Source organism: Janthinobacterium algoris, assembly GCF_051380935.1.
GTDB lineage: Bacteria > Pseudomonadota > Gammaproteobacteria > Burkholderiales > Burkholderiaceae_D > Janthinobacterium.
Genome location: NZ_JBNYXZ010000011.1, coordinates 16164 through 41087 on the forward strand (window position 1 = coordinate 16164; position 24924 = coordinate 41087).

Consider the following 24924-nt stretch of genomic DNA (forward strand, 5'->3'; position numbering starts at 1 on the left):
TAGGTGAAGGATGCATACAGTCGCAGCAATACAAATGATTTCCTCGCCGTCCGTGCTAGACAACCTGGCCACGGCGCGGCGTTTGGTGGCGCAGGCCGCCGCCGGTGGCGCGCAGCTGGTGGTGCTGCCCGAATACTGGGCCATCATGGGCAAGCAGGAAACGGACAAGCTGGCCCATGCGGAACAGCCCGGCAGCGGACCGATCCAGGATGGCATGGCGCAGATGGCGCGCCAGCACGGTATTTGGCTGATCGGCGGCACCTTGCCCCTGATTTCCGGCGAGGAGGGCAAGGTCCTCAATACCACGCTGGTGTACGACCCGCAAGGCGAGCCGGCCGGCCGCTACGACAAGATCCACCTGTTCGGCTTTACGCGCGGCACCGAGTCCTACAACGAATCGCGCACCATCGTGCCCGGTGCGCAAGTGCGCGCGATCGAGACGCCGTTCGGCCGGGTCGGCCTGTCCATCTGCTACGACCTGCGCTTTCCCGAACTGTACCGCGCCATGGGCGATTGCGCGCTGATCGTCGTGCCGGCTGCGTTTACCCATACGACGGGCAGCGCCCACTGGGAAGTGCTGCTACGCGCGCGCGCCATCGAAAACCAGTGCTATGTGCTGGCCTCGGCGCAGGGCGGCTTGCATCCGAACGGCCGGCGTACCTGGGGCCACAGCATGCTGATCGACCCGTGGGGCGAAGTGAAAGCCGTGTTGCCCGAAGGCGAGGGCGTGGTGAGCGGCGAGATCGACCTGGTGTTTTTGGCTGGCGTGCGCGAGTCCTTGCCAGCGCTTGCGCACCGCACCATGTAAATTGAAAGAATAGAGAGCCATGATCCCATTTGAACCCAATCTGTCCAGCCTGGCCGTGGCGCGCGAACTTCTGCTCACGCCCTTCGGCCTGGACGAAGACAAGCTGCTGAAAGCCTTGGGCACGATGTTTACGCACAAGGTCGATTATGCCGACCTGTATTTCCAGTCGACCAAGAGCGAAGGCTGGAGCCTGGAAGAAGGCATCGTCAAGACGGGCAGCTTTTCCATCGACCAGGGCGTGGGCGTGCGCGCCGTGTCCGGTGACAAGACGGCCTTTGCATATTCCGACGAGATTTCCGAACGGTCCCTGCTGGAAGCGGCAGCGGCCACGCGCACCATCGCGCGCGCGGGGACCGGTAAAATCAAGATCGCGGGCCACATGCTGGCGCAGGGTGGACGCTCGCTGTACTTGCCCAACGACCCGCTCGCCTCGCTGGACGCCACGGCCAAGGTGCAACTGCTTGAGCGCGTGGAAAAGATGGCGCGGGCGAAAGATCCTCGCGTGGTGCAAGTGATGGCGGGCCTGGCCGGCGAGTACGACGTGGTGCTGGTGCTGCGCAGCGACGGCGTGCTGGCGGCCGACATCCGCCCGCTGGTGCGCGTCTCGCTCACCGTGATCGCGGAACAGCATGGCCGCCGCGAAACGGGCTCGGCCGGTGGCGGCGGGCGTTTCAGCTATGACTATTTCAGTGATGCCGTGCTGGAACAATACGCGGCAGACGCCGTCAATTCGGCCCTGGTGAACCTGGAAGCGCGCCCGGCGCCCGCCGGTCCCATGACCATCGTGCTGGGACCGGGCTGGCCCGGCATCCTGTTGCACGAGGCCATCGGCCATGGCCTGGAAGGCGATTTCAACCGCAAGGGCTCGTCCGCGTTTTCCGGGCGCATCGGCGAACGGGTGGCTGCCAAGGGCGTCACGGTGGTCGATGACGGCACGCTGGCTGGCCGGCGCGGCTCCCTGAATATCGATGACGAGGGCAACCCGACGCAGTGCACCACCCTGATCGAGGACGGCATCCTGAAGGGGTACATCCAGGACACCATGAATGCGCGCCTGATGAAGATGCCCGTGACGGGCAATGCGCGCCGTGAATCGTTCGCCCACCTGCCCATGCCGCGCATGACGAACACGTATATGCTGGGCGGCGACCGGGACCCGGGCGAAATCCTTGCTTCCGTCAAAAACGGTCTGTACGCCGTCAACTTCGGCGGCGGCCAGGTCGATATTACGAATGGCAAGTTCGTCTTCTCGGCCAGCGAAGCGTACATGATCGAAAACGGCAAGCTCAGCTACCCGGTCAAAGGGGCGACCCTGATCGGCAACGGCCCGGACGTGCTCAACCGCGTTTCCATGATCGGCAACGACATGCGCCTGGACTCGGGCGTGGGCGTGTGCGGCAAGGAGGGGCAAAGCGTGCCCGTGGGCGTAGGGCAGCCAACCTTGCGCCTGGACGGCATCACCGTCGGCGGCACCGCTTAGTTGCCGGCCACGGCGTTGCTAGCCAGCCGATGCGCATCGACAGCGCGCAACTTTTTATGCTTTTTTACGTATTTTGCAGTGCAAAATGGCGGCGACATGCGGCTTTGCCGACAAATAGGCTTGCCAACCCTTGCAATTTAGGTTTATAGTCGTTCATCACTTATGGATGACTCACATGTTCGCTCGCCACTTTTTTACCGCTTATTTTTACTTTAGCAATTCCAACCCAAAGGCGGTGGAGTAGCGGTCGGTTCACGTAGCAGCAAAAAACGAGATCCCAGCAAATTCTAAAAAACCGCCACTGATGGCGGTTTTTTTTTACCCAGATGTTTTACCCTTCCTTAAATTTTGGAGAAAATGATGCCCCGCACCGATGATTTGCGAATTCGCGAAATGAAGGAATTGACCCCGCCGTCCCACCTGATCCGCGAATTCGCCTGCTCGGAGCAAGCCGAACAGACCGCTGCCAGCGCCCGCATCGCCCTGCACCGTATCCTGCACGGCCAGGACGACCGCCTGATGGTGGTGATCGGGCCTTGCTCCATCCACGATACCAAGGCGGCCATGGAATATGCGCGCCTGCTGGTCAAGGAGCGCGCGCGTTTTGCCGGTGAACTGGAAATCGTCATGCGCGTCTACTTCGAGAAGCCGCGCACCACGGTCGGCTGGAAGGGCCTGATCAACGACCCGTACATGGACAACAGCTTCCGCATCAATGACGGCTTGCGCATGGCGCGCGAACTGTTGCGCAATATCAATGAGCTGGGCTTGCCGGCTGGCACCGAATTCCTCGACGTCATCAGCCCGCAATACATCGCCGACCTGATCAGCTGGGGCGCCATCGGCGCGCGTACCACGGAGTCGCAGGTGCACCGCGAACTGGCGTCGGGACTGTCCTGTCCGGTCGGCTTCAAGAATGGCACGGACGGCAATGTGAAAATCGCCGTGGAAGCCATCAAGGCTGCCTCGCAGCCGCACCATTTTCTCTCCGTCACGAAGGGCGGCCACTCGGCCATCGTCTCGACCAACGGCAATGAGGATTGCCATATCATCTTGCGTGGCGGAAAAACCCCGAACTATGATGCGGCCAGCGTGGACGACGCTTGCAAGGCCATCGCCGCGCAAGGCCTGGCGGCGCGCCTGATGATCGACGCTTCGCATGCGAACAGCTCGAAAAAACCGGAAAACCAGATCCCCGTGTGCGCCGACATCGCCAGCCAGGTGGCAGGCGGCGATGGCCGCATCGTTGGCGTGATGGTGGAGTCGCACCTAGTGGCGGGGCGCCAGGATTTGATCCCGGGCAAGGACTTGATCTATGGCCAATCCGTCACGGATGGCTGCATCGACTGGAGCGCCAGCGTGGCCGTGCTGGAAAACCTGGCCGCGGCCGTCAAGCTGCGCCGCCTGCAGGGTGACGCGGAATAAGGTGGCGCGCAGCATGAAAAAAAGCCCGGAAAGCTAAGCTTTCCGGGCTTTTTCAGTTTTTAGCTGGTATCAGTTGCGTATCAGCTTAGAACTTGTAGGAACCGCTCAGGTAGAACTGGCGGCCCAGGGCGCTCGAGTACGATGGGTTGTAGCCCACTTGATGCGAACCCGTGTTACGCAGGGTGAACGGCGGATTGCGGTCGAACAGGTTCAGGATGCCGCCCGTGATTTCCACGTTCTTCATCGGACGGTAAGCCGTCTGGAAGTCGAAGGTGGTGTAGCTTGGCACTTCCAGCTGGATGCCATAGCATTCGCCAGGGCTGCCGGCGACGATCACGGCGCAATCGTCGACCGTCTGTTCCTTGTCCGTGTAGCCATTGCGGTAGCTGGCGCTCAGCGTATGCGTGAACTTGGCCGTCTCATACGAGGTGGTGGCGCGGATGATGTTGCGGAAGCTGACCTTGTCGTTCGAACCGTAGCGATTCAGGCTGGTTTCCCATTGATCATCGGTGCCTGGCGTCGTGTAGCGCGAGCGCAGCAGGTAGGTACCCATCAGGCGGCTCGTCAGGCGGCCGTCCAGCAGCTTCATCTTGTGGGTGAAGTCGTAGTCGATACCGCGGTTTTCCACCTTGCCGATGTTAATCGGCAGCAGTTTGATGGCCAGTACGTCGAGGCCCGTCGAGCTGATGTGCTTGGTGGTGAACAGGTTGGCATACTTGGCCGGATTGTTGAAGATCAAGCCTTCCGAGACCGCCGTCACCTGGTCGCGGATTTCCACGTTCCACAGGTCGAACGACATCGACAGGCTGTCGATTGGCTCGAACACGGTACCGATACTCCATTGCTTCGACGTTTCCGGCTTCAGATCAGGATTACCGCCCTGGAAGGCTTCAAATTGCTGGCGTACAACGCCACTGCAGTAGCCGGCCAGCGGGTGGCCGCCCATGCCGTTCGCTGCCGTCAACGGGCATTGGTAGTTACCACCGGTGACGCCCCAGTCTTCCAGCGGGCCGGCGATTTCCTGCATGCTGGCGGCGCGGAAGCCGGTGCCGGCAGCGGCGCGGAACATCAGGCTCTTGGTCGCGGAATACTTGCCGCTGACCTTCCAGGTAGTGGCGTTTTCCTTCTTGCCTATCGTCTTGCCCGTCAACTTGTCATCGATGGCGCCGATCTGGTCATAACGTAGCGAGCCCGTCATTTCCAGTTTCTTCGAAATCGGCAGCATCAGCTCGGCGTATGCGCCCGCGTTGTCGCGTGCGTATTCGCTGTCGACTTGTTGATTGTCAAACAGGATTTGCGCCTGCTTGGCGACGTCTGCCTGTTGCATCTTGAACGAGGTGTTGCGGTAGTCGGCACCCACGCCCAGCATGGCGGTGCCGCCCGGCAGCGAGAACACAGGGCGCGAAGCGCGGCCGTCGATGCCCTTCATTTCTACCGTTTGCGTGTTGTAGGTGCCGCTGAAGCCCGTGCCCAGCAGTGCCTGGCGCATGGCGTCCGGCATGGCGCCCACAGGGTAGGCGAACGGGTCGATATTGCCGGCGTCGATCTGGGCGTTGAACTTGTCAGCCAGCGGGAAGCCGCTGACGTAGTCCTGCGTTTGCTTGTTTTTCGAATACGTCACGGCCGTGTTGATATCCCAGCCGAATGCATTGCCGTCGACACCAGCAACGATATGCGTGGCCTTGGTACCATAGTCGTAGGTGCGGTTGCCCATTTCGGACAGGCGGTATTTGGCGACACCGCTCACGGCATTGGCCAGTTGCGTCGGGGTCAACTGCGAGGCGAGGTACTTGCTGAACAGTGGCGAATTCGGGGAAATGGAGAAATCGGCCGGGTACGGCGCGATGCTGGCCTTGATGCTCGCCTCGGTGTAGGCGAAGTCATAGAAGCCCTGCCAGCCGGTCTTACCCAGCTTGACGGTGCCCGAGCTGAACAGCGAGTCGCGCTTCGATTCCGGATTGATTTCAATGGTCGACGGCGAGTCGAAATAGCAGTTGCCGTCGCCGTAGAAGTCCATATTGCTAGGCGCGCACTTGCCGCCATGGGCCAGCGCATACGGATTGGCCAGGTTGACGCTGTCGACAAACGGTTTTTTGGTTTCTGGATTGATCACCACATTACCGTTCGCATCGGTACGGTTGTAGTTGACGCTGGCATTGCCCGGTGCCGAGCGCGAGGAACCGTTGATGAATTGCAGCGCTTTGCCGGTCTTCGGATCGTTGAAATTGATGATGCCGCTTTTCGCGAAGCTGCGCTGCGATGCTTTCAGCGATTTTTGTTCGTCATGGCTGGCCGACACGAAGATGCTGTAGCCGTCTTCGTCGATGTCGCCGAAGCCCTTGCTGATCGAAATCGAGTTGCTGGCGCCGCCTTTTTCTTCAGGACGCGAGTACTTGGCATTGATTTCCAGCGGCGATGCGCCTTTTTTCAGGATGAAGTTGACCACGCCGGCGATGGCGTCGGCGCCATACAGTGCCGAGGCGCCGTCCGTCAGGACTTCCACGCGCTCGATGGCCGACAGGGGAATCGAGTTCAGGTCGATGGTGGTGCCGGAATTGGACGGCGCCACGCGGCGGCCGTTGAGCAGCACCAGTGTGTAGGCCGCACCGATATCGTGGATCGAGGCCGTGGTGACGCCGCCGCCGCCGCCGCCAACCGAATCGGCGGCCACGGAGAAGCCCTGCATCGCAGGAATTTGCTGGATGAAATCGGTCACCGTGGTGACGCCCGTTTTCTTGATGTCTTTCTGGTTGAATGACTGCACCGGCAGCGACGCTTCGGAAGCGATGCGCTTGATGCTCGAACCCGTGACTTCCACGCGTTGCATGGTGCCATCTGTTGTTTCTTGTGCATACGCGGCGTGCATGCTCAGGGCCATGCCGCCTGCAAACATCAGGCGCAGCGACCGCGATATTACATTTTCTATCATCATCTGAAATTCCTTGTTATTGTGATAAAGGCGGCAATTATTTTGAAATAACTTGTTGCTTACCAAAAATTTATTTGCCTTTTTGAAAATCCACCAATGAAAATTCTGTAAATTTTCACGGCCCCCATCAAAACATTCACGATTCAGATTGTCAATTTCGTGCGGACTTTTTGGATGAAATGCAACATTTTCCTGTTTTTTTCATAATCCTTCAGTAATAAAGTATCGTGAGCCCTTGTCAGATGTGCTCAGATGCGTAAAATAAAACGGCGCACAGCATCGCTGCTGGCGCCGTCTCTGGTGCTGCTGGCAAACGCTGGTTGACGCTGCCCTGTTCATCTCTGTTTCAGCCAATCTCCCTTAAAACGTATAGCTGCCACGCAAGTAGTAGGCGCGCCCGAGCGGGTCCGTGTAGCGCGGGTCATAGCCTTTCTGGAACAGGGTGCCCTGGTTCGAGAACGGCGGTTCCTTGTCCAGCAGGTTTTTCACGCCGGCCGTTAGCAGCAAGCCTTTCCACGCATAGCTGCCCGACACGCCAAGCAGGCTGTAGGACGGCACATCGTGGCGGTATTGCGGATCGACTTGGTTCTGGTCCGTGTAGCCGGACTTGAACGATTGCGATACGGTGGCGCCCCAGTTGCCCATGCGCCAGTTCAACGCCGCCGTATGTTTCCAGCGGAACACGGGATTGTTGTCCGCATAGCGGCCCACGTTGGCAATGAATTCGCCGCCGCGCTCGTTCTGGTAGTCATACTTGTGGGTCCAGGTGCCGTCCACCGACACGCTGAAATCGCCGTAGGCGCCGCGCCCCAGGCGGGCATTCAGGCTGACGTCGATGCCGTCGGTTTTCACTTCGCCGAGGTTGTCGTTCAGGTCGAGAATGGCGAAAGGCGAGCCGTCGGGATTGCGCAGGAACAAGGCCTTGTATTTTTCGTAGTTGCCGTAGATCGATTGCTCGGGCAGGGACGAAATCTTGTTCTTCAGGTGAATGTTCCAGTAATCGATGGCCACCGTCACTTCCTTGACGGGTTCGAGCACCAGGCCGAAAGCGAAGGTGGTGGATTTTTCTGGTTTCAGCTTTTCATTTCCGCCTTGCAGCTTGAATTGTTGCAAGTCGCAATCGCGCAGGGGGTTGGCGCCCGGCTGCGGCACGCCGCCCGGGCACAGGATGGGGTCGTCGTAGGAATCGTTGGTATCGTTCTTCGATGGCGGCGCATTCTTTTCAAACAGGGTGGGAGCGCGGAAGCCCGTGCTGGCCGAACCGCGCAGTACCAGCGCGCTGCTGGCCTGGTAGCGCAGGGCCAGCTTGGGATTGGTGGTGCTGCCCACGTCGCTGTAATGGTCAAAGCGGGCGGCCAGTTGTACTTCCAGGTCCTTGATCAGCGGCAAGTTGACTTCGCCAAAGACGGCCTGGATGGTGCGTGAGCCGCTCTTCGATAGCGAGCCGGACAAGCCGGAACTGGCAGCCTGGCTGGCGATATCGCGGTTGACGTTGAATTCTGCCTTTTCGCGCCGCAGTTCGCCGCCCAGCGCGATGGCCAGCGGGCCGCCGGCCAGCTGCATCAGTTCGCGGCTGCCCTTGATGTCGAAGCCCGTCGTGGTGACTTTGGCGTTCTGCACTTCGCCGCGCAGGGCGGTGCTGTCGAGGTAAGCCTTGCCGGCCGTGTCCTGCATGCCAAAAGGATTCAGGATACCGTTCAGCACGCCGGCGGCAAACGACGCATCCTGCACATAGCCGCCCGTAAATTTCTCGGATGACTTGCTGATCGCATGGCTCAGGCCCGTCTTGTAGTCCCAGCCCGCCAGCTCGCCTTCGAGTGCCAGCACCAGGCGGTCCGCCTTGCCGTCCGAATCGATCTGCCGCTGGCCCGCTTCCACTGGGCGCCAGTTGACGCTCAGCGGCTGGCCGGACAGACCCGGCTGGGCCGGCACGCCGCCCGCATTGCCTGGATAGTATTTGCTGCTAATGGGCAAGATCAAGCCCGTTTGCGGCGGTGGCGCCGTGCGCGCCTTGACCTTGTTTTCCGAATGCAGGTATTCCATGGTGGCCAGGTGCCCGCCGCCCAGCTTGAAGGCGCCCTTGCCGAAGAAGGCCACCTGCTCCTGCGCCGGCAGGTCGTCGATCTGCCGCGTGTAGTCTTGGCGGCAGGTGCCGTTGGCAGCCGCCACGGACAGGGGCGGATTGCAGCCCGTGGCCGCATACGGATTGCCGGCCAGGCCCTTGCCGCCGTTGGCCGCCGCATCGAAGTAGTTGCCGGGGAAGGTGGTGCCGCTGGTGAGCGACAGGCCCCGCTCGGGAATGATGCCGGTCTTGGAGAAATCGCGGTCTTGCGAGGTCAGCACATTTTGCTTGTGGTAATCGACCACGCCGAAAATATTGTAGCCATCGGTGTCGAGCTTGCCGAAGCCCGTCGACAGGTTGATGCGGTGCTCGCCGCCGCCCTTGTGTTCGGGCATGACGACCTCGGCGGTGATGTTGGTGACATTCACTGAGCGCTTGGTGATGAAGTTGATGACGCCGCCGATGGCGTCCGTGCCATAGATAGCCGAGGCGCCGTCGCGCAGCACTTCGACGCGCTCCAGCGCGGCGATGGGGATGATGTTCAGGTCGACGCTGGCGCCGTCATACGGATGGTTGGCGATGCGCCGGCCATTGAGCAGCACCAGGGTCTTGTCGCCACCCAGGCCGCGCAAGTCGGCGCTGGCCTGGCCGCCCGTGGGCAAGCCGCTGGTATTGCCGCCGACGGCATTGCCGCTGCCCATGCTGGAGGAATTCGAGGGTATCTTGCTCAGCACTTCCTGGGCCGTGGTCAGGCCCTGTTTGGCAAAATCCTCGGCCTTGAAGATGGACAGCGGCGTGGCCGTTTCCGAGACGAGGCGCTTGATGGAGGAACCGGTGACTTCGACGCGTTGCATGCTGCTCGTGCCGCTGACTTCTTGCGCCATCACTTGCTGGCTGAGCAGGCTGGCGGCGAGCCCGCTGGCGCAGATCAAACGGATGGAACTGGACAAGCGTGTTTCTCTGATCATGTTCAAGACTCCTGGAAAAGCGGTTGGCTAAAAGGGCAAGAACGGCCGCGCCGGTTGGCGCACCGAGAACATTAAAAAGTATTTATATCTTTTCAACCGATCCACTGTAATAAGCTGCAAAAGTCCTTGTCAATATGGCACACAGGTTTGTGTGCCTAAACAACGCAGTGCATCAGTGGTACTGATTTAGAACAAAGAAGGTGTATTTTGTGCAGCATTTTTGACAGGGCTGCCATCGCCCTCGGGCGTAAAATAAAAAACGCCCGCTGCAGTGCAACGGGCGTTGGTGTGGCTGGCATGGCGATAGTGACTTGTGCCTGCCGGATGCGCAGGTTGCGCTTGGCAGCCTGCGCTGGGATTTAGAAGAACTTGTAGCTGGCGCCCAGTTTGAAGTAGCGGCCGATGGCGCCGCTGGCATCCATCGGGTTGTAGCTCATGCCGCCGTAGGTCAGCGGGTCGAGCGGGGCGATCTTGTCGGTCACGTTGTTGATCGAGGCAAACAGTTGCAGCTGTTTGTTAACATTCCAACGGCTCGACAGGTCGAGCGTGGTGAACGAGGCCAGCTTGCAACCGTTCGGCGCCGGCGTGCCGTTGGCCAGTTTGGAGGCGCAAGGCTTGCCTTCAAAGAGGATGTTCTTCATGTCCGAACGGTAGTTCAGCACGCCGCTGACGTTCCAGTTGCCCAGGTCCCACGAGCCGGTGAGATTGATCTTGTCCTTCGGCGTGCCGGCGCAGTTGGAGGTATCGCAATTGCCATGCGTGCCAGCGAACTGGTAGCGCACGGTGGCCGACTCGGCCCGCACCCACGAGGCGATGTGGGTCCAGGTCAGGCCGAACGTGGCGCGGCCGTAATCGCCCAGGCGCACGCGCTGCTTGACGTCCAGGTCGATACCCTTGATCTCCGTAAAGCTGGAGTTGCGGTACGGTGCCTTGGTGATCAACAAGGTGCCCGTGTTCGGCGTGACGACGCCGTTGATGGTCAGGTTGTTGTCGGCGCGGATGGCGGTCGGCAGGGCGGCCGCCTCGTTGTACGGCAGCGGGTTGATCTCGTTTTCACGCTTGATCTTCCAGCCATCGAGAGACAGGCTGGTATCGTTGAACGGATCCCATACCAGGCCCAAGGTGTAGCCCTTGGATTTTTCCGGCTTCAGGCTAGGGTCGCCAATCTTGACGGCCGCCACTTGCAGTTCGCAGTCGCTGGCATTGGCGCCCGGCAGGCGGGTGCCGCCCGGGCAGCGCACGGGATCGCTCACGGTCGAGGTGCCCGTCGATTGCGAATTGGCGTTGCTTTCGGCCGGGCCCGGTGCGCGGAAGCCTTCCGAATACGTGCCACGCACGGCGAAGGTTTTCAGTGGCGTCCACTTGGCGCCCAGTTTTGGCGTGGTCGACGAGAAACGGTCGTATTTGTCGTAACGCAAGGCACCCGACAGTTCCACCGTTTTGAAGACAGGTGCCAGCACTTCCATGAATACGGCCGAGACCTTGCTGTCGCCCTTGGCGGCGACATAGCTGGAGTTGATGGAACCGTTTTCCGTGCCCGACAACGATGGGTTGTCGAGCTTGTCGCGGCGGTGTTCTGCCCCCACGGCCAGGCCCATGGCGCCACCAGGCAGCTGCATCAGTTCGCGCGAGGCCTTGAAGTCGATGATGTCGAGCTTGGTTGTGGAGTCGGAGGTGGCGTTGGTCACCATGGCAGCATACAACGAGGCGGGATTCTTGCCCGCCTGCGCACCGATGTAGTAGGGGAAATACTTGCTGCTCGGACTGGAATCGCCCAGGGCAGCCTTGACGACGGCCATGTTCAGCATGTTGCTGTAATCGAGGTGCAGCTTCGATTCCGAATGGGTATAGCCGGCATCGTAGTCCCAACCCATGGCGTTGCCCTTGACACCGAGCACGATGCGGTTGAACTCATTGTTGGCCTGGCGCGTGCTGGCGCCGACGTCGAAAGCCTGGTAGCGCACGCGCACCGGCACGCCGTACGGATTTTGCGGATGGTTGGCGGCCAGCACAATGGTGGTGCCGGCGCCGGAGCCGTAGTTGACGACGCCAGTCGGGCTGGTGGCATTCGGCGGGAAGGCGATGGTCGGCGTGACCGATGGCGGTATCAGGGTGAAGGCCGTATCGCGCTTCGAGTAGCCCGCTTCCGCGTACACCTGAGTGTCAGCATTGACTTGCCAGGTGCCGCGCGTGTACAGGTTGACCGATTCGATCTTCGGCTGCATCGAGCGGAACTGGTCGTGGTGCCACAGGCAGCCACCCTTCGGATCTTGCGGCGAAGACACGGACAAGGTAGAGCAGCCGGGCAGGGAGACATAGTTGTTGGTGACAGGGTCGCGGATCAGGCCTGCTGGCGAGGCATTCGCATCGTTGTTGCCGTTGATGTAGCCACCGGCGAACTGGGTGTTGATCGCATAGCCATACGGACGCAGGTCAGCCTTGCCTATCCATTTGCGGCCGGCCCGCTCATTGTTCATCAGCATGTCTGATTTGCTGTACTCGGCATTGACGACGAAGTTGAATTTATCCGTGTCCAGGTTGCCCTTGCCAAAGGTTAGCGAGGCGCGGTGCTGCTTGGCGTCGCTGTCGCCGGAGATGCCCGTGTCGCCCTTCAGGGTCAGTCCTTCGAAATCCTTGCGCAAGATGATGTTGACGACGCCGGCGATGGCGTCCGCGCCATACGTGGAAGAGGCGCCATCCTTGAGAATTTCGATGCGCTCGACGATCTGCATCGGCACGGTGGAGAGATCGGTAAAGCTCTTCTGGCCGTCATCGGCGCGCGCGAACGGGGCCATACGGCGGCCATTGAGCAAGACCAGGGTCGAGGTGGCGCCCAGGCCGCGCAGTGAGATGGCCGTAGAGCCGGCGGCAAAACCATTGCCGAAGCCCGTCGGCAGCGAGCCGGCGCCATCGGCGGTGAGGGTTTGCAGGTATTCGGCGACGGTGGCCTTGCCCGATTTCATCAAGTCGTCGCGGGTGATGACCTGTACCGGCGATGCGGTCTCGGCCGTGGCCCGTTTGATGCTCGAGCCTGTAATTTCCACACGTTGTACATTGGCATCTTGCGCCATTGCCGGCGCAGCCATCATGCCAAGGCTGAGCGCTGCTACGCTACCCGAAAAGATCAGGCGTACGGAGCGGGACATCACTGTTTCCATCATCATTCTCAAAACTCCGAAAGTAAGTTCGGCTGGCCGGTTTGCGACACAACCTCGCTAGTCTAAAAAAGATTGCTGCGTCGGCAATCGCTGTGGGATGAACGGCATACTGTGCGTTGCCGTGCTTGATAAGACCACTTGCCGAGAAACCTTGTCAACGCGCAAATGTGACATTTCGGGATGGAAACAACAGTGTTTTTGATAATGTTCGAATATTTCAATATTGGCAATTATTTAAATATTGCGGTGCGCTAAGCGTTTTCCGCTCGACAATAAAAAGTGCGCTCATTCACGGATGTAAGGGTTTCTACTAATGCGCTTTTGCGCCGCATTGTCCAGGCGATGTTGCGGTGCGGAAGATTTCTCCCGTGACGCGGCTGGTTGTTGCCGCGCACGCCAGAAGTACCGCAGCTTTTCGCCCGGCATGCAAAATATGCGTTATCGTTACGCGTTTTCCAGCTCGTCAAACCACCGACGCGGCTGGCTGCTAACAAGGCATAGATCTTGCGAGGATGGACTGGTTTTGGCGGTGGAATCCTGTATCCCAGGGGGAAACCAGTACAAGCGCACCAATACGGTGCGACAGATAATCGAGATGAAGGGTATTACATGAAGTCACCATGGATGCGGCGCGTGGCGCTGCTCGCCTGTCTGGCCACCCTGCCGCTGGCGGCCACTGCCGTTGCTGCGGATGCAGCCCCTGCGGCCGCGCCGGTGAAAACCTTGCGCTATATCTTGCCGGCCGCCGAGACGGGTTTCGATCCGGCTACCTCGCGCGACCTGTATTCGAACCACATCACGCAGGCCGTCTTCGACACGCTGTACACCTATGATTACCTGGCGCGCCCCGTCAAGGTGGTGCCCGGAGCTGCGGCCGCCATGCCGGAAGTGTCGGCCGACGGCAAGACCTACACCATCCGCCTGAAAAAAGGCATACTGTTTACGCCCGATGCCGCGTTCGGCGGCAAGCGCCGCGAACTGACGATGGCCGATTACGTCTATTCGTGGAAGCGCTTGTTCGACCCACGCCTGGCTTCGCCGCACAATTGGCTGTTCGAAGGCAAGGTGGTCGGGCTGGACGACCTGGCGAAGGAAGCGGCCAAGTCGAACAAGCTCGATTTCAACAAGAAGGTGGCCGGTCTGGAAATCCTCGACCCGTACACCTTGCGCATCACGTTGACCAAGACCGATTTCAATTTCCCCATGATCCTTGCCTACGTGCCGACGGCCGCCGTGGCGCGCGAAGTGGTGGACAAATACGGCGATGTGAAGGGCGAAGTGGGCTCGAATCCCATCGGCACCGGCTATTACACCTTGGGGGAATGGACGCGCGGCAACCGCATCGTCCTGAATCGCAACCCGCAGCATTTACCGGAAACGTGGAATTTCATGGCCGGCGACGACCCGGACGACCAGCGCATCGTGCGCCAGATGCAGGGTAAACGCATTCCCGCCATCGACCGCATCGAAATTTCCGTGATGATCGAAGATCAGTCGCGCTGGCTGTCTTTCCAGAGCGGCGGCACGGATGTGTTCTGGCTCGACGGCCCACTGGCGCCGAAGGCATTGCTGAACGGCAAGCTGCGTCCCGAGCTGGCGGAGAAGGGCGTGCAACTGTCGCGCCTGCTGGACCCGGAAATCAGCTATTACTACTGGAATATGGAAGATCCCACCCTGGGCGGCTTCAGCAAGGAAAAGATTGCCCTGCGCCGCGCGATTGCCATGGCGCACAATATCGATGAAGAAATCCGCATCATCTGGAATGGCCAGGCCAAGCGCCTCGACTATCCGATACCGCCGGGCGTGGTCGGCTACGACCCGCACTACAAGAGCCTGCTGCAATACGATCCTGTGCTGGCCAATAAACTGCTGGATAAATTCGGCTACAAGAAGGGCGCCGATGGCTGGCGTACCCTGCCTGACGGCAAGCCGCTACTGATCCGCTACGCTTCGCGCAACGAAGCGAACGGCGTGCTGCAAGCGGAAATGTGGCGCAAGACGTACAACTCGCTGGGCATCCGCATGGAAAACGACCGCATGATTTTTTCCGATATTTTAAAAACGGAAAAGCAGTGCAAGATGCAGACGCGCACGGCGCCGTGGCTGGCCGACTATCCGGACGGCGACAACTTCATGCAGCTGTTCTACGGCCCGAACACGCACCAGAACAACAATGGCTGCTACCAGGATCCCGAGTACGATAAATGGTACGCGGCCAGCCAGGCCATGCCGGCCAGCCCCGAGCGCGATGAGCTGTTCCACAAGATGGCGCGCCGCCTGGAAGTCAATGCGGGCGCCCTGATCGGCTATGCGCGCTACCGCAACATGCTGGCGCAAAAGTCGGTGCAAGGCTACAAGAAGCACCCGATCCTGTTCCAGGAATGGGCGTACATGGATATCGACAGCACCGGCACGCCAGTGGCGCCTGCTGCTGACTCGGCTAAGAAATAAGCGCAGCGCTTATAACAACATATACAACAAGGAATCATTATGTTTGCTTATATCCTGCGCCGCTTGTGGCAGATGCTGCCCACCATGCTGGGTGTCGTCCTGTTGGTGTTTATCCTGTTCAACTGGGTGGGCGGCGATCCCGCCTACATCCTGGCCGGCAAGATGTCGAGTGCGGAAAGCATTGCCAACATCCGCCGCCAGCTCGGTGTCGACCAGCCGTACTACGTGCAACTGTGGATCTTCATCAAGCAGATCGTCACCTTTGACTTCGGCCAGAGCTGGGCGACGGGGGAATCCGTGTCGCACATCATCACTTCGCGCCTGGGGCCGTCGATGATGGTGCTGATCCCGCTGACCGTGCTGGAAACGTTTTTTGGCGTAGCGCTGGCGCTGGCCATCGCCTTCGTGCGAGGCTCGCTGACGGACCGCGCCGTCATGATCGCCTGCACGGTGGGCATGTCGATTTCCATCCTCGTCTACATCATCGTCTTCCAGTATGGCTTTGCCTACAAGCTGGGCCTGTTCCCCGTGCAAGGCTGGGGCGACAGCTTCTGGGAAAACCTGCTGCGCTATTCGACCCTGCCGATTTTGATCGGCCTGGCCGTGTCGATCGCACCGACCCTGCGCCTGTTCCGCACCTTCGTGCTGGACGAGGCGAACCAGGATTACGTGCGCACCGCGCGCGCCAAGGGCTTGAAGGAAGGCCGCATCATGTGGGTGCACGTGCTGCGCAACGCCGGCATTCCCATCATTACCTATGTGATGTCGAACTTGCCGGCCCTGCTGATCGGCGCTTTCCTGCTGGAACGCTTTTTCGGCATCCCCGGCATCGGGCGCGAAGTGATTCTGGCCGTCGAGCGCAGCGATTTTCCGGTGATCAAGGCGATCACCGTGTATGTCGCCGCCGCCACCATGCTCTTCAACCTGCTCACCGACCTGTTGTACCAGGCGGTCGATCCTCGCGTTCAACTGAAGTAGAAAGAGACGATGTCGAAACCTCATACATCGCCCGGCCTGTGGGCCCTGGCGTGGCGCCGTTTGCGCGGCGACAAGATTGCAATGGTATCGCTGGCCATAGTCGGCGCGTTTTTCCTGCTGGTGCTGGCGTCCGCCAGCGGCCTGGTGGCCTTGAACTGGGAAGATGAAGTGGCCGTCAGCTATGCGCCGCCCACGTTTGTGGGCGCCGACAAGGACGCGTCCGCGTCCGGTGATGGCGCGATTCCCTTGCCGGACGAGCGCAGCGCGCCCACACATGTCAACGTGCTGGACCCGCTGGCCGACGATATCGCCGAACTGCGCGCCCAGATGGGCAGCAATCCTTCTGCCGGCGTGGAAATGTACGGCGTCACCGACCCGCTGGCCGACGACTTGACGGCCTTGCGCTCCGGCATGGGCAAGGCCAGGAAACTCGTCACGCACAAGGCGGCAACGCTACCGTTCGGCGCCGACAAGTGGGGTCATGACATCGTCCAGAAAACCATCAAGGGCGGCGAAACGTCGATCGTGGTTGGCCTGGTGGCAGCCTTGCTGGCCGTGGTGCTGGGCACGCTGTTTGGCGCCGTGTCCGGCTACTTCGGCGGCATCGTCGATGACTTTTTCAACTGGTTCTACAGTATTTTCACGTCGATTCCATCGATCCTGATGATCTTGACGGTGGCGGCCGTGCTGCAGCAAAAGGGCGTGCTGACCATCGTGCTGATCCTGGGGCTGACTGGCTGGACGGGGCCATACCGCTTGATCCGCGCCGAGTACATCAAGCACAAGGCGCGCGAATACGTGATGGCGGCCGACGCCATCGGCGCCTCGCACTGGCGCAAGATGTTTTCGCACATCTTCCCGAATGTGAGCCACGTGGCTTTGGTGCAAATGTCCATCCTTGTGGTGGGCTTTATCAAGGCCGAAGTGATTTTGAGTTTCCTCGGCTTTGGCGTGCCGGTGGGCACCGTTTCGTGGGGCAGCATGCTCAACGAGGCACAAAATGAACTGATCCTGGGCAAATGGTGGCAGCTGACGGCCGCCGCCACGGCGATGGCCGTGCTGGTGACGGCGTTCTCGCTGTTTACCGATGCCTTGCGCGATGCGCTCGACCCCAAAGTGAAATAGGAGTTGCTCATGGACCAGAATAACCTGTTGGAAGTGCGCGATCTGCGCGTCACCTTCCGCCTGGACAAGAAGACCACGTTCGAAGCCGTCAAGGGCATCTCGTTCAACGTGCCGCGCAACAGCACCGTCGCGCTGGTGGGTGAGTCGGGCAGCGGCAAGTCCGTCAGCTCGCTGGCCGTGATGGGCTTGTTGCCGCCGGATAACACCATCATAGCCCCCGGATCGAGCATCCACTTCGGCGGGCGCGACTTGCTCCAATTGTCGATTGCCGAGCGGCGCACCATCTGCGGCAAGGATATCTCGATGATCTTCCAGGAGCCGATGTCGTCGCTGAACCCCGTGTTTACGGTCGGATTCCAGATCGCCGAAGTGTTGCGCCAGCACATGGGCATGAACCGCAAGCAGGCGCGGGCGCGCACCTTGGCGCTGCTTGAGGAAGTGGGCATTCCCGATCCCGCCACCAAGATCGACGCTTACCCGAGCCAGATGTCGGGCGGCCAGCAGCAGCGCGTGATGATCGCCATGGCGATTGCCTGCGAACCGAAACTGCTGATCGCCGACGAGCCGACGACGGCGCTGGACGTGACGATTCAAAAGCAGATCATGGACTTGATCGCGGCGCTGCAAAAGAAACATCAAATGTCCGTGCTGTTCATTACCCACGACCTGGGCCTGGTGGGTGAAATTGCCGACCAGGTGATCGTCATGCGCCATGGCGAAGTGCGCGAGACGGGGGAAGTGCGCCAGGTGTTTGAAGCGCCGACCGACGCTTATACCAAAGCCCTGCTGCATTGCCGCCCGTCGCTGGACGAGCGCCCGTGGCGCCTGCCCGTCATTGCCGACTATCTGGAAGGCAAGGCCGGCCCCGGCGTGGAAGTGAAACAGCGCACGCGCGGCTACACGCCGGGCGATGAACCCGTGCTGGTGGTGAATAATCTGAGCAAGAGCTTTTATACGCGTGTAGGCCTGTTCGGCAAGCGCGAATTCCAGGCCGTCAAGGATGTGTCATTTACCCTGCCGCGCGGCAAGACCCTGGGCGTGGTGGGCGAATCCGGTTCCGGCAAGACGACGGTGGGCTTGACCCTGCTGCGCCTGCACCAGGCCACGGGCGGCACGGCCATGTTCCACGGCAAGGACCTGATTGCCATGCCGAACAAAGAGTATTTGCCGTATAAGCGCCGCATCCAGATCATCTTCCAGAATCCGTATGCCTCCTTGAATCCCCGCTTTACGGTGGGGCAGATTTTGCTCGAACCGATGCGCATCCACAAGATCGGCGCGAACGACCAGGAACGCATCGCCAAGGCCTACTGGCTGCTCGACAAAGTCGGCTTGCCGGAGCAGGCTTTTCATCGCTACCCGCACGAGTTCTCCGGCGGTCAACGCCAGCGCATTGCGATTGCCCGCTGCCTCACCATGCAGCCGGAAATCCTCGTGTGCGACGAATCCGTGTCGGCGCTCGATGTGTCGGTGCAGGCGCAGGTGCTCAATTTGTTGCAGGACTTGCAGGATGAATTCGGCTTGTCCTACATCTTCATCTCGCACGATTTGTCCGTCGTCAAATACATCGCCGACCAGGTGATGGTGATGCACAAGGGGCAAGTGGTGGAACTGGCCGATTCGGATGAGCTGTACCGCAATCCTGTGCATCCATACACGCGCACCTTGTTGAGCGCTATCCCGAAAGGCGTCCAGGCTTAAATTCGCTTTTACGGTAAGATAGCGCCCATGCCCAACCTCATTTACCTGCTCGAACATTACGGTGTCCTGATTGTCTTTGGCATCGTACTGGTGGAGCAGCTCGGCCTGCCGATTCCCGCCTTCCCCATCCTTGTGGTGGCGGGGGCGCTGGTGGTCGACGGCGACATGAATGGGGGGCTGGTGCTGGCCGCCGCGCTGGGCGCCTGCCTGATCAGCGACTTCACGTGGTTCCGCGCGGGCCGGCATTTCGGCAAGCGCATCCTGCGGCTGCTGTGCCGCATCTCGCTGTCGCCCGATTACTGCGTCAGTCAGACGGAAGATAAATTCAAGCGCTGGGGGCCGAAAGCCCTGATCGTCTCCAAGTTCGTGCCAGGATTTAACACGGTGGCCGCACCGATGTCCGGCGCGCTGGGCACCCCACCGAGCTTGTTCTTCCTATATGCGGGCCTGGGTGCCTTGCTGTGGAGCGGCACCGGCATCGTGGTCGGCGTGATCTTTCACGCCAGCGTGCAGCAGGTGCTCGACTTGCTCAGCACCATGGGCAGCACCGCCTTGCTGATGCTGGCCACCTTGCTGGGCTTGTTCCTGCTGTACAAATTCCTTGAACGCCGGCGTTTCCGCCAGGCCTTGCAGATCGAGCGCATCGGCATCGATGAATTGCTGGACCTGATCGAACAGGGCGAGGAGCCGCTGATGGTCGACGCGCGCAGCGCCACGGCGCAGTCTTTGGAACCGGCCGTGCCGGGCGCCTTGTTCTTCAATGGCAAGGAACCGGTGCCGGCCATGATCGCCATGGACAAGGACCGCCACATCATCGTGTATTGCAGCTGCCCCAACGACGTGACTGCCGCGCAAGTGGCCAAGCTGCTGCACCAGCACGGCTTTCACCGCGCCAAGCCCCTGCATGGCGGCCTCGATGCGTGGAATGCCGCCTACCGCTCCGACCTGCCGGCGCCCGCCAGCCTATTGGGCGAAGGCTTGCCGTCTTGATCACCGTTGCATGCTGCGCGCCAAGCTGGCAGTAAAAGCCCGCAGTAAAAACCGGTAGTAATAATACGAAAACATCATTGCCGGGCTGCCGGGAAGGCAGCGCCACACCTGCGCCGCTGCATACAAAGCGACTTTGCGCAAACTCCGGCATACTCTGTTTTCAAGGTGATTCCTGCTGCTGTGCAGCATGCTTTTCTTGTTACTGATGAGTGCAAGTGCTTACTATAAATCATTGTTTCTATGCAATTTTGATGCTGCCTGTTGCATTTGGAGTGGAACTACCAATAAAGGCTTGTTTTGATGTACTTAAACTACAAACTTTGCTTGCCTCCGGGCGCATTCATCCTTTAAGCTTGGCGTCCCATGCGTCCCACTTCATCATTTAAAATCATGAGCGCTTCGTCTTCTCCCGTACTGCCGACTTCCGCCTTTGCCGATGGACCGCGCCTGCTGGCCGACGTGGGCGGCACCAATGCCCGTTTCGCCCTGGAAGTGGCCGCCGGCCACATCACCCTGGTGGAAGTGCTGCCCTGTGCCGATTACCCGAGCCTGTCCGCCGCCTTGCAAGCCTACCTGGCTCTGCCGCACATCGCTGCCGCTGGCGGGCAAGCCGTGCGCCATGCCATGATTGCCATCGCCAATCCCGTCGACGGCGATTTCCTCAGCATGACGAACCATCACTGGTCGTTCTCGATCCGCGCCATGCGTGAAGAGTGCGGTTTCACGACACTGGATGTGGTCAACGATTTCACGGCCCTGGCGCGCGCCTTGCCGCAGCTGTCCGCTGAGCAAAAGCACCAGGTGGGCGCGGGCACGGCCCGTCCCAACACGGCCATCGGCCTGATCGGCGCCGGCACGGGCCTGGGTGTATCGGGCCTGATTCCGTCGCACGGCGGCTGGATCGCCCTGCAAAGCGAAGGCGGCCACGTCAGCTTTGCCCCGTTCAATGAAGTGGAAGTAAGTATTCTGCAATTTGCCTGGCGCGAATATGAGCACGTCTCGGCCGAACGCCTGATTTCCGGCGATGGCCTGGAACTGATCTACCGCGCCCTGGCCGACCGCGCAGGCGTGCCGGCCGAAGACTTGCCGGCAGCGGAAATCACGCGCCGCGCGCTGGCCGGCGAATCCCAGCTGTGCGACGACGTCATCGAAGCGTTCTGCTGCATGCTCGGCACGGTGGCGGGCAATGTCGCCGTCACCCTGGGCGCGCTCGGCGGTATATATATCGGCGGCGGCATCGTGCCACGTCTGGGGCCGCGCTTCGACCGCTCCGGTTTCCGCGCCCGCTTCGAACGCAAGGGGCGCTTTGCCAATTATGTGTCGCAAGTGCCGACTTTTGTCATCACGGCGCAGTACCCAGCTTTCCTGGGCGCATCGGCCATTCTCTCGGAGAAACTCGCCTCCCTGTGATGCGCGGGGTGCGGGCGATATGTCGCGCCAGGGCCGGGTAAAACGCGTGTTTTGCCCGGTTTTGCGCTTTTCCGCTTTTTATCAGGTACAATTGACATCGTTGGATGAAACAACGACTGTTGCTCTCCTGTCTGGCTGCTTAGTCGCCACGGGAAAAGTAGCTGCTGCAGAGTTCGTTTCATTGCTGGTTATTTAAGGCCAGCGCCATGGATGGCAGGACTTTCACTGCATCCGCTTCAATCCCGCTTTGCGCGCATCGGCCAAGGCGTCGGAAAAACAGCCTCAATTAGTAACCCAGCACGGCGTCATCATCGATGTCTGCCATCTGTTACGTTGAAATGAACGTTTTTGTTTTCTTTCTCTGCATACGAATTGCAACACACATCCGCACAGAATTGCTATGAATACAATTGAGGCTAAAAAAGTCCTCGAAACCGCGTTGCTGTGCGCTCGTGAGTCGTTGACGATCCACAGCCTGAAAAAGCTGTTCGTTGATGCGGACGAGAACGGTCGCGTGCGTGGTGTCGGCGTCGGTGCCGACACGATCAAGCAATTGTTGGAAGAGTTGCGGCAGGATTGGGAAGGGCGTGGCATCGAGATCGTCAGTCTGGCTTCGGGCTGGCGCTTTCAAAGCCGCCCGGAAATGAAGATGTATCTTGATCGCATGACGCCCGAGCGGCCGCCCAAGTATTCGCGGGCGACCCTGGAAACCCTGGCCATCATCGCCTACCGCCAGCCGGTGACGCGCGGCGATATCGAGGAGATTCGCGGCGTTGCTGTCAATTCGCAGACGATCAAGATGCTGGAAGACCGTGGCTGGGTCGATGCCATCGGCTACCGCGACGTGGTGGGACGGCCGGCCTTGCTGGCCACCACCAAGCAGTTTTTGGATGACCTGGGTTTGCATTCGCTGTCCCAGTTGCCGCCTTTGCAGCAAATCAGTGAAATGCAGGGCAATGGGCTCGAAGCCCTGGAAGCGGCCCTGCAGGAAAATTTTGACAAGGCAAGCAATGAGCTTGCCCCCCAGCTTGGTGCAGGTAGCAATACGGCTGTGACAGATGTGACAGCAAGCCTTGATGCCGGCCCCGATGCTTCGCCCATGGACGAAGCCTACACTCACGACCCTGCGCCAGAACTAACGGTTGACGCTGCGCCAGGTCAGCACAGCCACGAAACGAAGAATGAATAATCCGAACACACCCGAGACAGTAACCGCCAGCGACGAAGCCATCGTTGCCAAGCCCAAGCGCCGCACCAAGGCCCAGATCGAAGCCGACGCAGTGGCTGCAACGGCTGCCGCTGCCGGCGACAGCGTCGCTGCCAAGCCGAAGCGCCGCACGAAAGCCGACGTGGCCGCCGACTCAGTTGCTGCATCTTCCGTCGCTGTCGCCGCCGGCGATTCTGCTGCAGAAGCTGCGCCTGTCGTCAAGAAAACCCGCGCCAAGCCAGCCCTGAAGGCCGTGGCCGACGCTGCGGAAGCGGCTGCCGAGGCGGTTGCTGAAGTTGTCAGCACCTCGGCACCGCGTCCGCCGCGTGCCCGCGCCGCCGCCAAGGCCGCTGCCGCCGTCGCTGAAGCGGCGCCGGAAGTCGTCGCTGACAAGCTTGCCGAAGCACGCCCGACCCGCGGTCCGCGCCAGATGCGTGGCGTGCAAGCGGAACGCGCGCTGCGCCAGCCGCCGCGCGCCGAAGCGCCACAGGCTGCTGAAGCAGTTGCAACAGCGCCTGCCGCAGAGCAAGCTGCCGCGCCTGTCGCCGATGTGTTCGATGCCGACGGCAACCTCGTTTCCGGCCCGCGCTTGCCGCGCGGTCCGCGCAACGACGTGCCGGGCGCTGGCAAAAATGCCGGCAAGAGCCGCAAAAAGGGCAAGGGCCGCCAGGCTGCGCCCGGTAAGCTCAGCGATGCTGACGCCGTGTTCTCGTTTGTTACCTCCGACGCGTTCGACAGCGAAGAAGGCGGCACGGGCCGCGTGCAAAAAGTGGCGGTGCGCCGCGACCTGACGTCCGACGACGACGCGCCGAAGCTGCACAAGGTGCTGGCCGAAGCCGGTCTCGGTTCGCGCCGCGACATGGAAGACCTGATCATGTCGGGCCGCGTGTCCGTGAATGGCGAGCCAGCCCACATCGGCCAGCGCATCCTGCCGACCGACCACGTGCGCATCAATGGCAAGTTGATCCAGCGCCGCGTCAGCAAGAAGCCTCCACGCGTGCTGGTGTATCACAAGCCGGCCGGCGAAATCGTCAGCCATAATGACCCTGACGGCCGTCCATCCGTATTTGACCGCTTGCCGACCATGAAGGCAGGCAAGTGGCTGGCCGTTGGCCGTCTCGACTTCAACACCGAAGGCTTGCTGCTGTTTACCACGTCCGGTGATCTGGCCAACCGCCTGATGCACCCACGCTATGGCATTGACCGCGAGTACGCCGTGCGTACCCTGGGCGAGCTGGAAGAGGGCATGCGCCAGAAGCTGCTGGCCGGCGTCGAGCTGGAAGACGGCCTGGCACAGTTCTCGAAGATCGCCGATGGCGGCGGCGAAGGCATCAACAAGTGGTACCGCGTGGTGATCGGCGAAGGCCGCAACCGCGAAGTGCGTCGCATGTTTGAAGCCATCGGCCTGACCGTCTCGCGCCTGATCCGTACCCGCTACGGCGCCATGACCCTGCCGAGCGGCCTGAAACGCGGCCGCTGGGAAGAGATGGATGAAAACACCGTGCGCGACCTGCTGACGGCCTACGGCATCGAAAAGAAAATGCCGGCATCGGGCGACCCCCGTGCCGCTGGTGCCGCCAAGGGCCGCGAAGCGCGCAAGGCCAGCCGCGATGACGAGCCGAACGGTAACCGCATCGATGTGAGCAACCGCAACGCCGATCCGTTCCCCGTCGCGCCGCGTCGTGGTCAGCCGCAGGGCCAGTTTGCCCGTCCGCAAGGCCAGGGTCGTCCAGGCGGCGCCGGTCGTCCAGGCGAAGCGCGTGGTCCGGGTCGTGGTCAGCCGCAAGGTCCGTTCCAGGGTGGTCAGCCACGCTCGTCGGCATCGTTCGAAGGTGCGCCGCAAGGCCAGGGCCGTCCGCCGCGTGCGGCAGGTCAGGGACAGGGGCAGGGGCAGGGGCGTCCGGCCGGTGCTGAAGGCCGCGCGCCGCAGCGTGGTCCGCGCCAGCCCGATCCGCTGCAAACGACCTTCGGCTTCGCCAACACGGGGCCGCGCCGCAATGCGGGCGGTGCCGGTGGGCAAGCGCGTTCCGGTGGCCAGCCGCGTGGCGGCATGGACCGTGGCGGCATGGATGGTATGCCGCGCCGCCGCAGCAAAGGTTAATTCAGGGAATTTCTTCTTGCGCGCCCGATAACCTGCTGCGGGCGCGTGCTCTTGTAACTGTTGTAAGCCGGGCCGCTCCTTGTGTGCGGCATTGCGGCGAAGTTAATAAGAGGTTATAATCTGCAGCCTAA

The 24924-nt window shown here is 60.8% G+C and carries 14 protein-coding genes; 11 read left to right on the forward strand and 3 right to left on the reverse strand.

The window, feature by feature from the left end; all coding sequences use genetic code 11:
• Positions 1-10: 10 nt before the first annotated feature.
• The 3 genes from ACQ4W7_RS17050 (at position 11) to aroG (ending at position 3713) form a co-directional block, all read left to right on the forward strand.
• Complete coding sequence (locus tag ACQ4W7_RS17050; RefSeq protein WP_436531949.1) at positions 11-808, forward strand: carbon-nitrogen hydrolase family protein; 798 nt, start codon at positions 11-13, stop codon at positions 806-808.
• A 19-nt stretch (positions 809-827) separates the two neighbouring features.
• Entirely contained in the window at positions 828-2288 is a 1461-nt protein-coding gene (gene tldD, locus ACQ4W7_RS17055; protein ID WP_436531951.1) for a metalloprotease TldD, read from the forward strand.
• 360 nt (positions 2289-2648) lie between these two features.
• Positions 2649-3713 carry a 3-deoxy-7-phosphoheptulonate synthase AroG gene (aroG, locus tag ACQ4W7_RS17060; protein ID WP_436532163.1) on the forward strand — a complete coding sequence of 355 codons (1065 nt, stop codon included), beginning with the start codon at positions 2649-2651 and terminating at the stop codon, positions 3711-3713.
• A gap of 85 nt (positions 3714-3798) precedes the next feature.
• Here the strand turns inward: aroG and ACQ4W7_RS17065 are convergent, their stop codons facing one another.
• The 3 genes from ACQ4W7_RS17065 to ACQ4W7_RS17075 form a co-directional block, all read right to left on the reverse strand.
• Positions 3799-6645, reverse strand: a complete 2847-nt coding sequence (locus ACQ4W7_RS17065) for a TonB-dependent receptor (RefSeq protein WP_436531953.1) — start codon at positions 6643-6645, stop codon at positions 3799-3801.
• Positions 6646-7002: 357 nt separating this feature from the next.
• Complete coding sequence (locus tag ACQ4W7_RS17070) at positions 7003-9672, reverse strand: TonB-dependent receptor (RefSeq protein WP_436531955.1); 2670 nt, start codon at positions 9670-9672, stop codon at positions 7003-7005.
• 359 nt (positions 9673-10031) lie between these two features.
• A complete protein-coding gene (locus ACQ4W7_RS17075; RefSeq protein WP_436531957.1) occupies positions 10032-12818 on the reverse strand; it encodes a TonB-dependent receptor in 2787 nt (928 codons plus the stop codon).
• A gap of 621 nt (positions 12819-13439) precedes the next feature.
• Between ACQ4W7_RS17075 and ACQ4W7_RS17080 the strand changes: the two genes are divergently transcribed.
• The 8 genes from ACQ4W7_RS17080 (at position 13440) to rluB (ending at position 24793) form a co-directional block, all read left to right on the forward strand.
• Positions 13440-15281 carry an ABC transporter substrate-binding protein gene (locus ACQ4W7_RS17080; protein ID WP_426074309.1) on the forward strand — a complete coding sequence of 614 codons (1842 nt, stop codon included), beginning with the start codon at positions 13440-13442 and terminating at the stop codon, positions 15279-15281.
• A 39-nt stretch (positions 15282-15320) separates the two neighbouring features.
• Positions 15321-16259: an ABC transporter permease gene (locus tag ACQ4W7_RS17085; protein WP_034782513.1), complete on the forward strand. Its 939-nt coding sequence runs from the start codon at positions 15321-15323 to the stop codon at positions 16257-16259.
• 9 nt (positions 16260-16268) lie between these two features.
• The gene (locus tag ACQ4W7_RS17090; RefSeq protein ID WP_436531960.1) at positions 16269-17384 is read left to right on the forward strand and encodes an ABC transporter permease; all 1116 of its coding nucleotides are present in this window, start codon (positions 16269-16271) and stop codon (positions 17382-17384) included.
• 9 nt (positions 17385-17393) lie between these two features.
• A complete protein-coding gene (locus tag ACQ4W7_RS17095) occupies positions 17394-19085 on the forward strand; it encodes an ABC transporter ATP-binding protein (RefSeq protein WP_436531962.1) in 1692 nt (563 codons plus the stop codon).
• A gap of 27 nt (positions 19086-19112) precedes the next feature.
• Entirely contained in the window at positions 19113-20075 is a 963-nt protein-coding gene (locus ACQ4W7_RS17100) for a VTT domain-containing protein (RefSeq protein ID WP_436531964.1), read from the forward strand.
• A gap of 390 nt (positions 20076-20465) precedes the next feature.
• Complete coding sequence (locus ACQ4W7_RS17105; protein WP_426074313.1) at positions 20466-21485, forward strand: glucokinase; 1020 nt, start codon at positions 20466-20468, stop codon at positions 21483-21485.
• Positions 21486-21885: 400 nt separating this feature from the next.
• Complete coding sequence (gene scpB, locus ACQ4W7_RS17110) at positions 21886-22674, forward strand: SMC-Scp complex subunit ScpB (RefSeq protein ID WP_436531967.1); 789 nt, start codon at positions 21886-21888, stop codon at positions 22672-22674.
• Entirely contained in the window at positions 22667-24793 is a 2127-nt protein-coding gene (gene rluB, locus ACQ4W7_RS17115; RefSeq protein WP_436531969.1) for a 23S rRNA pseudouridine(2605) synthase RluB, read from the forward strand. Before scpB ends, rluB begins: the two co-directional genes overlap by 8 nt.
• Positions 24794-24924 lie beyond the last annotated feature (131 nt).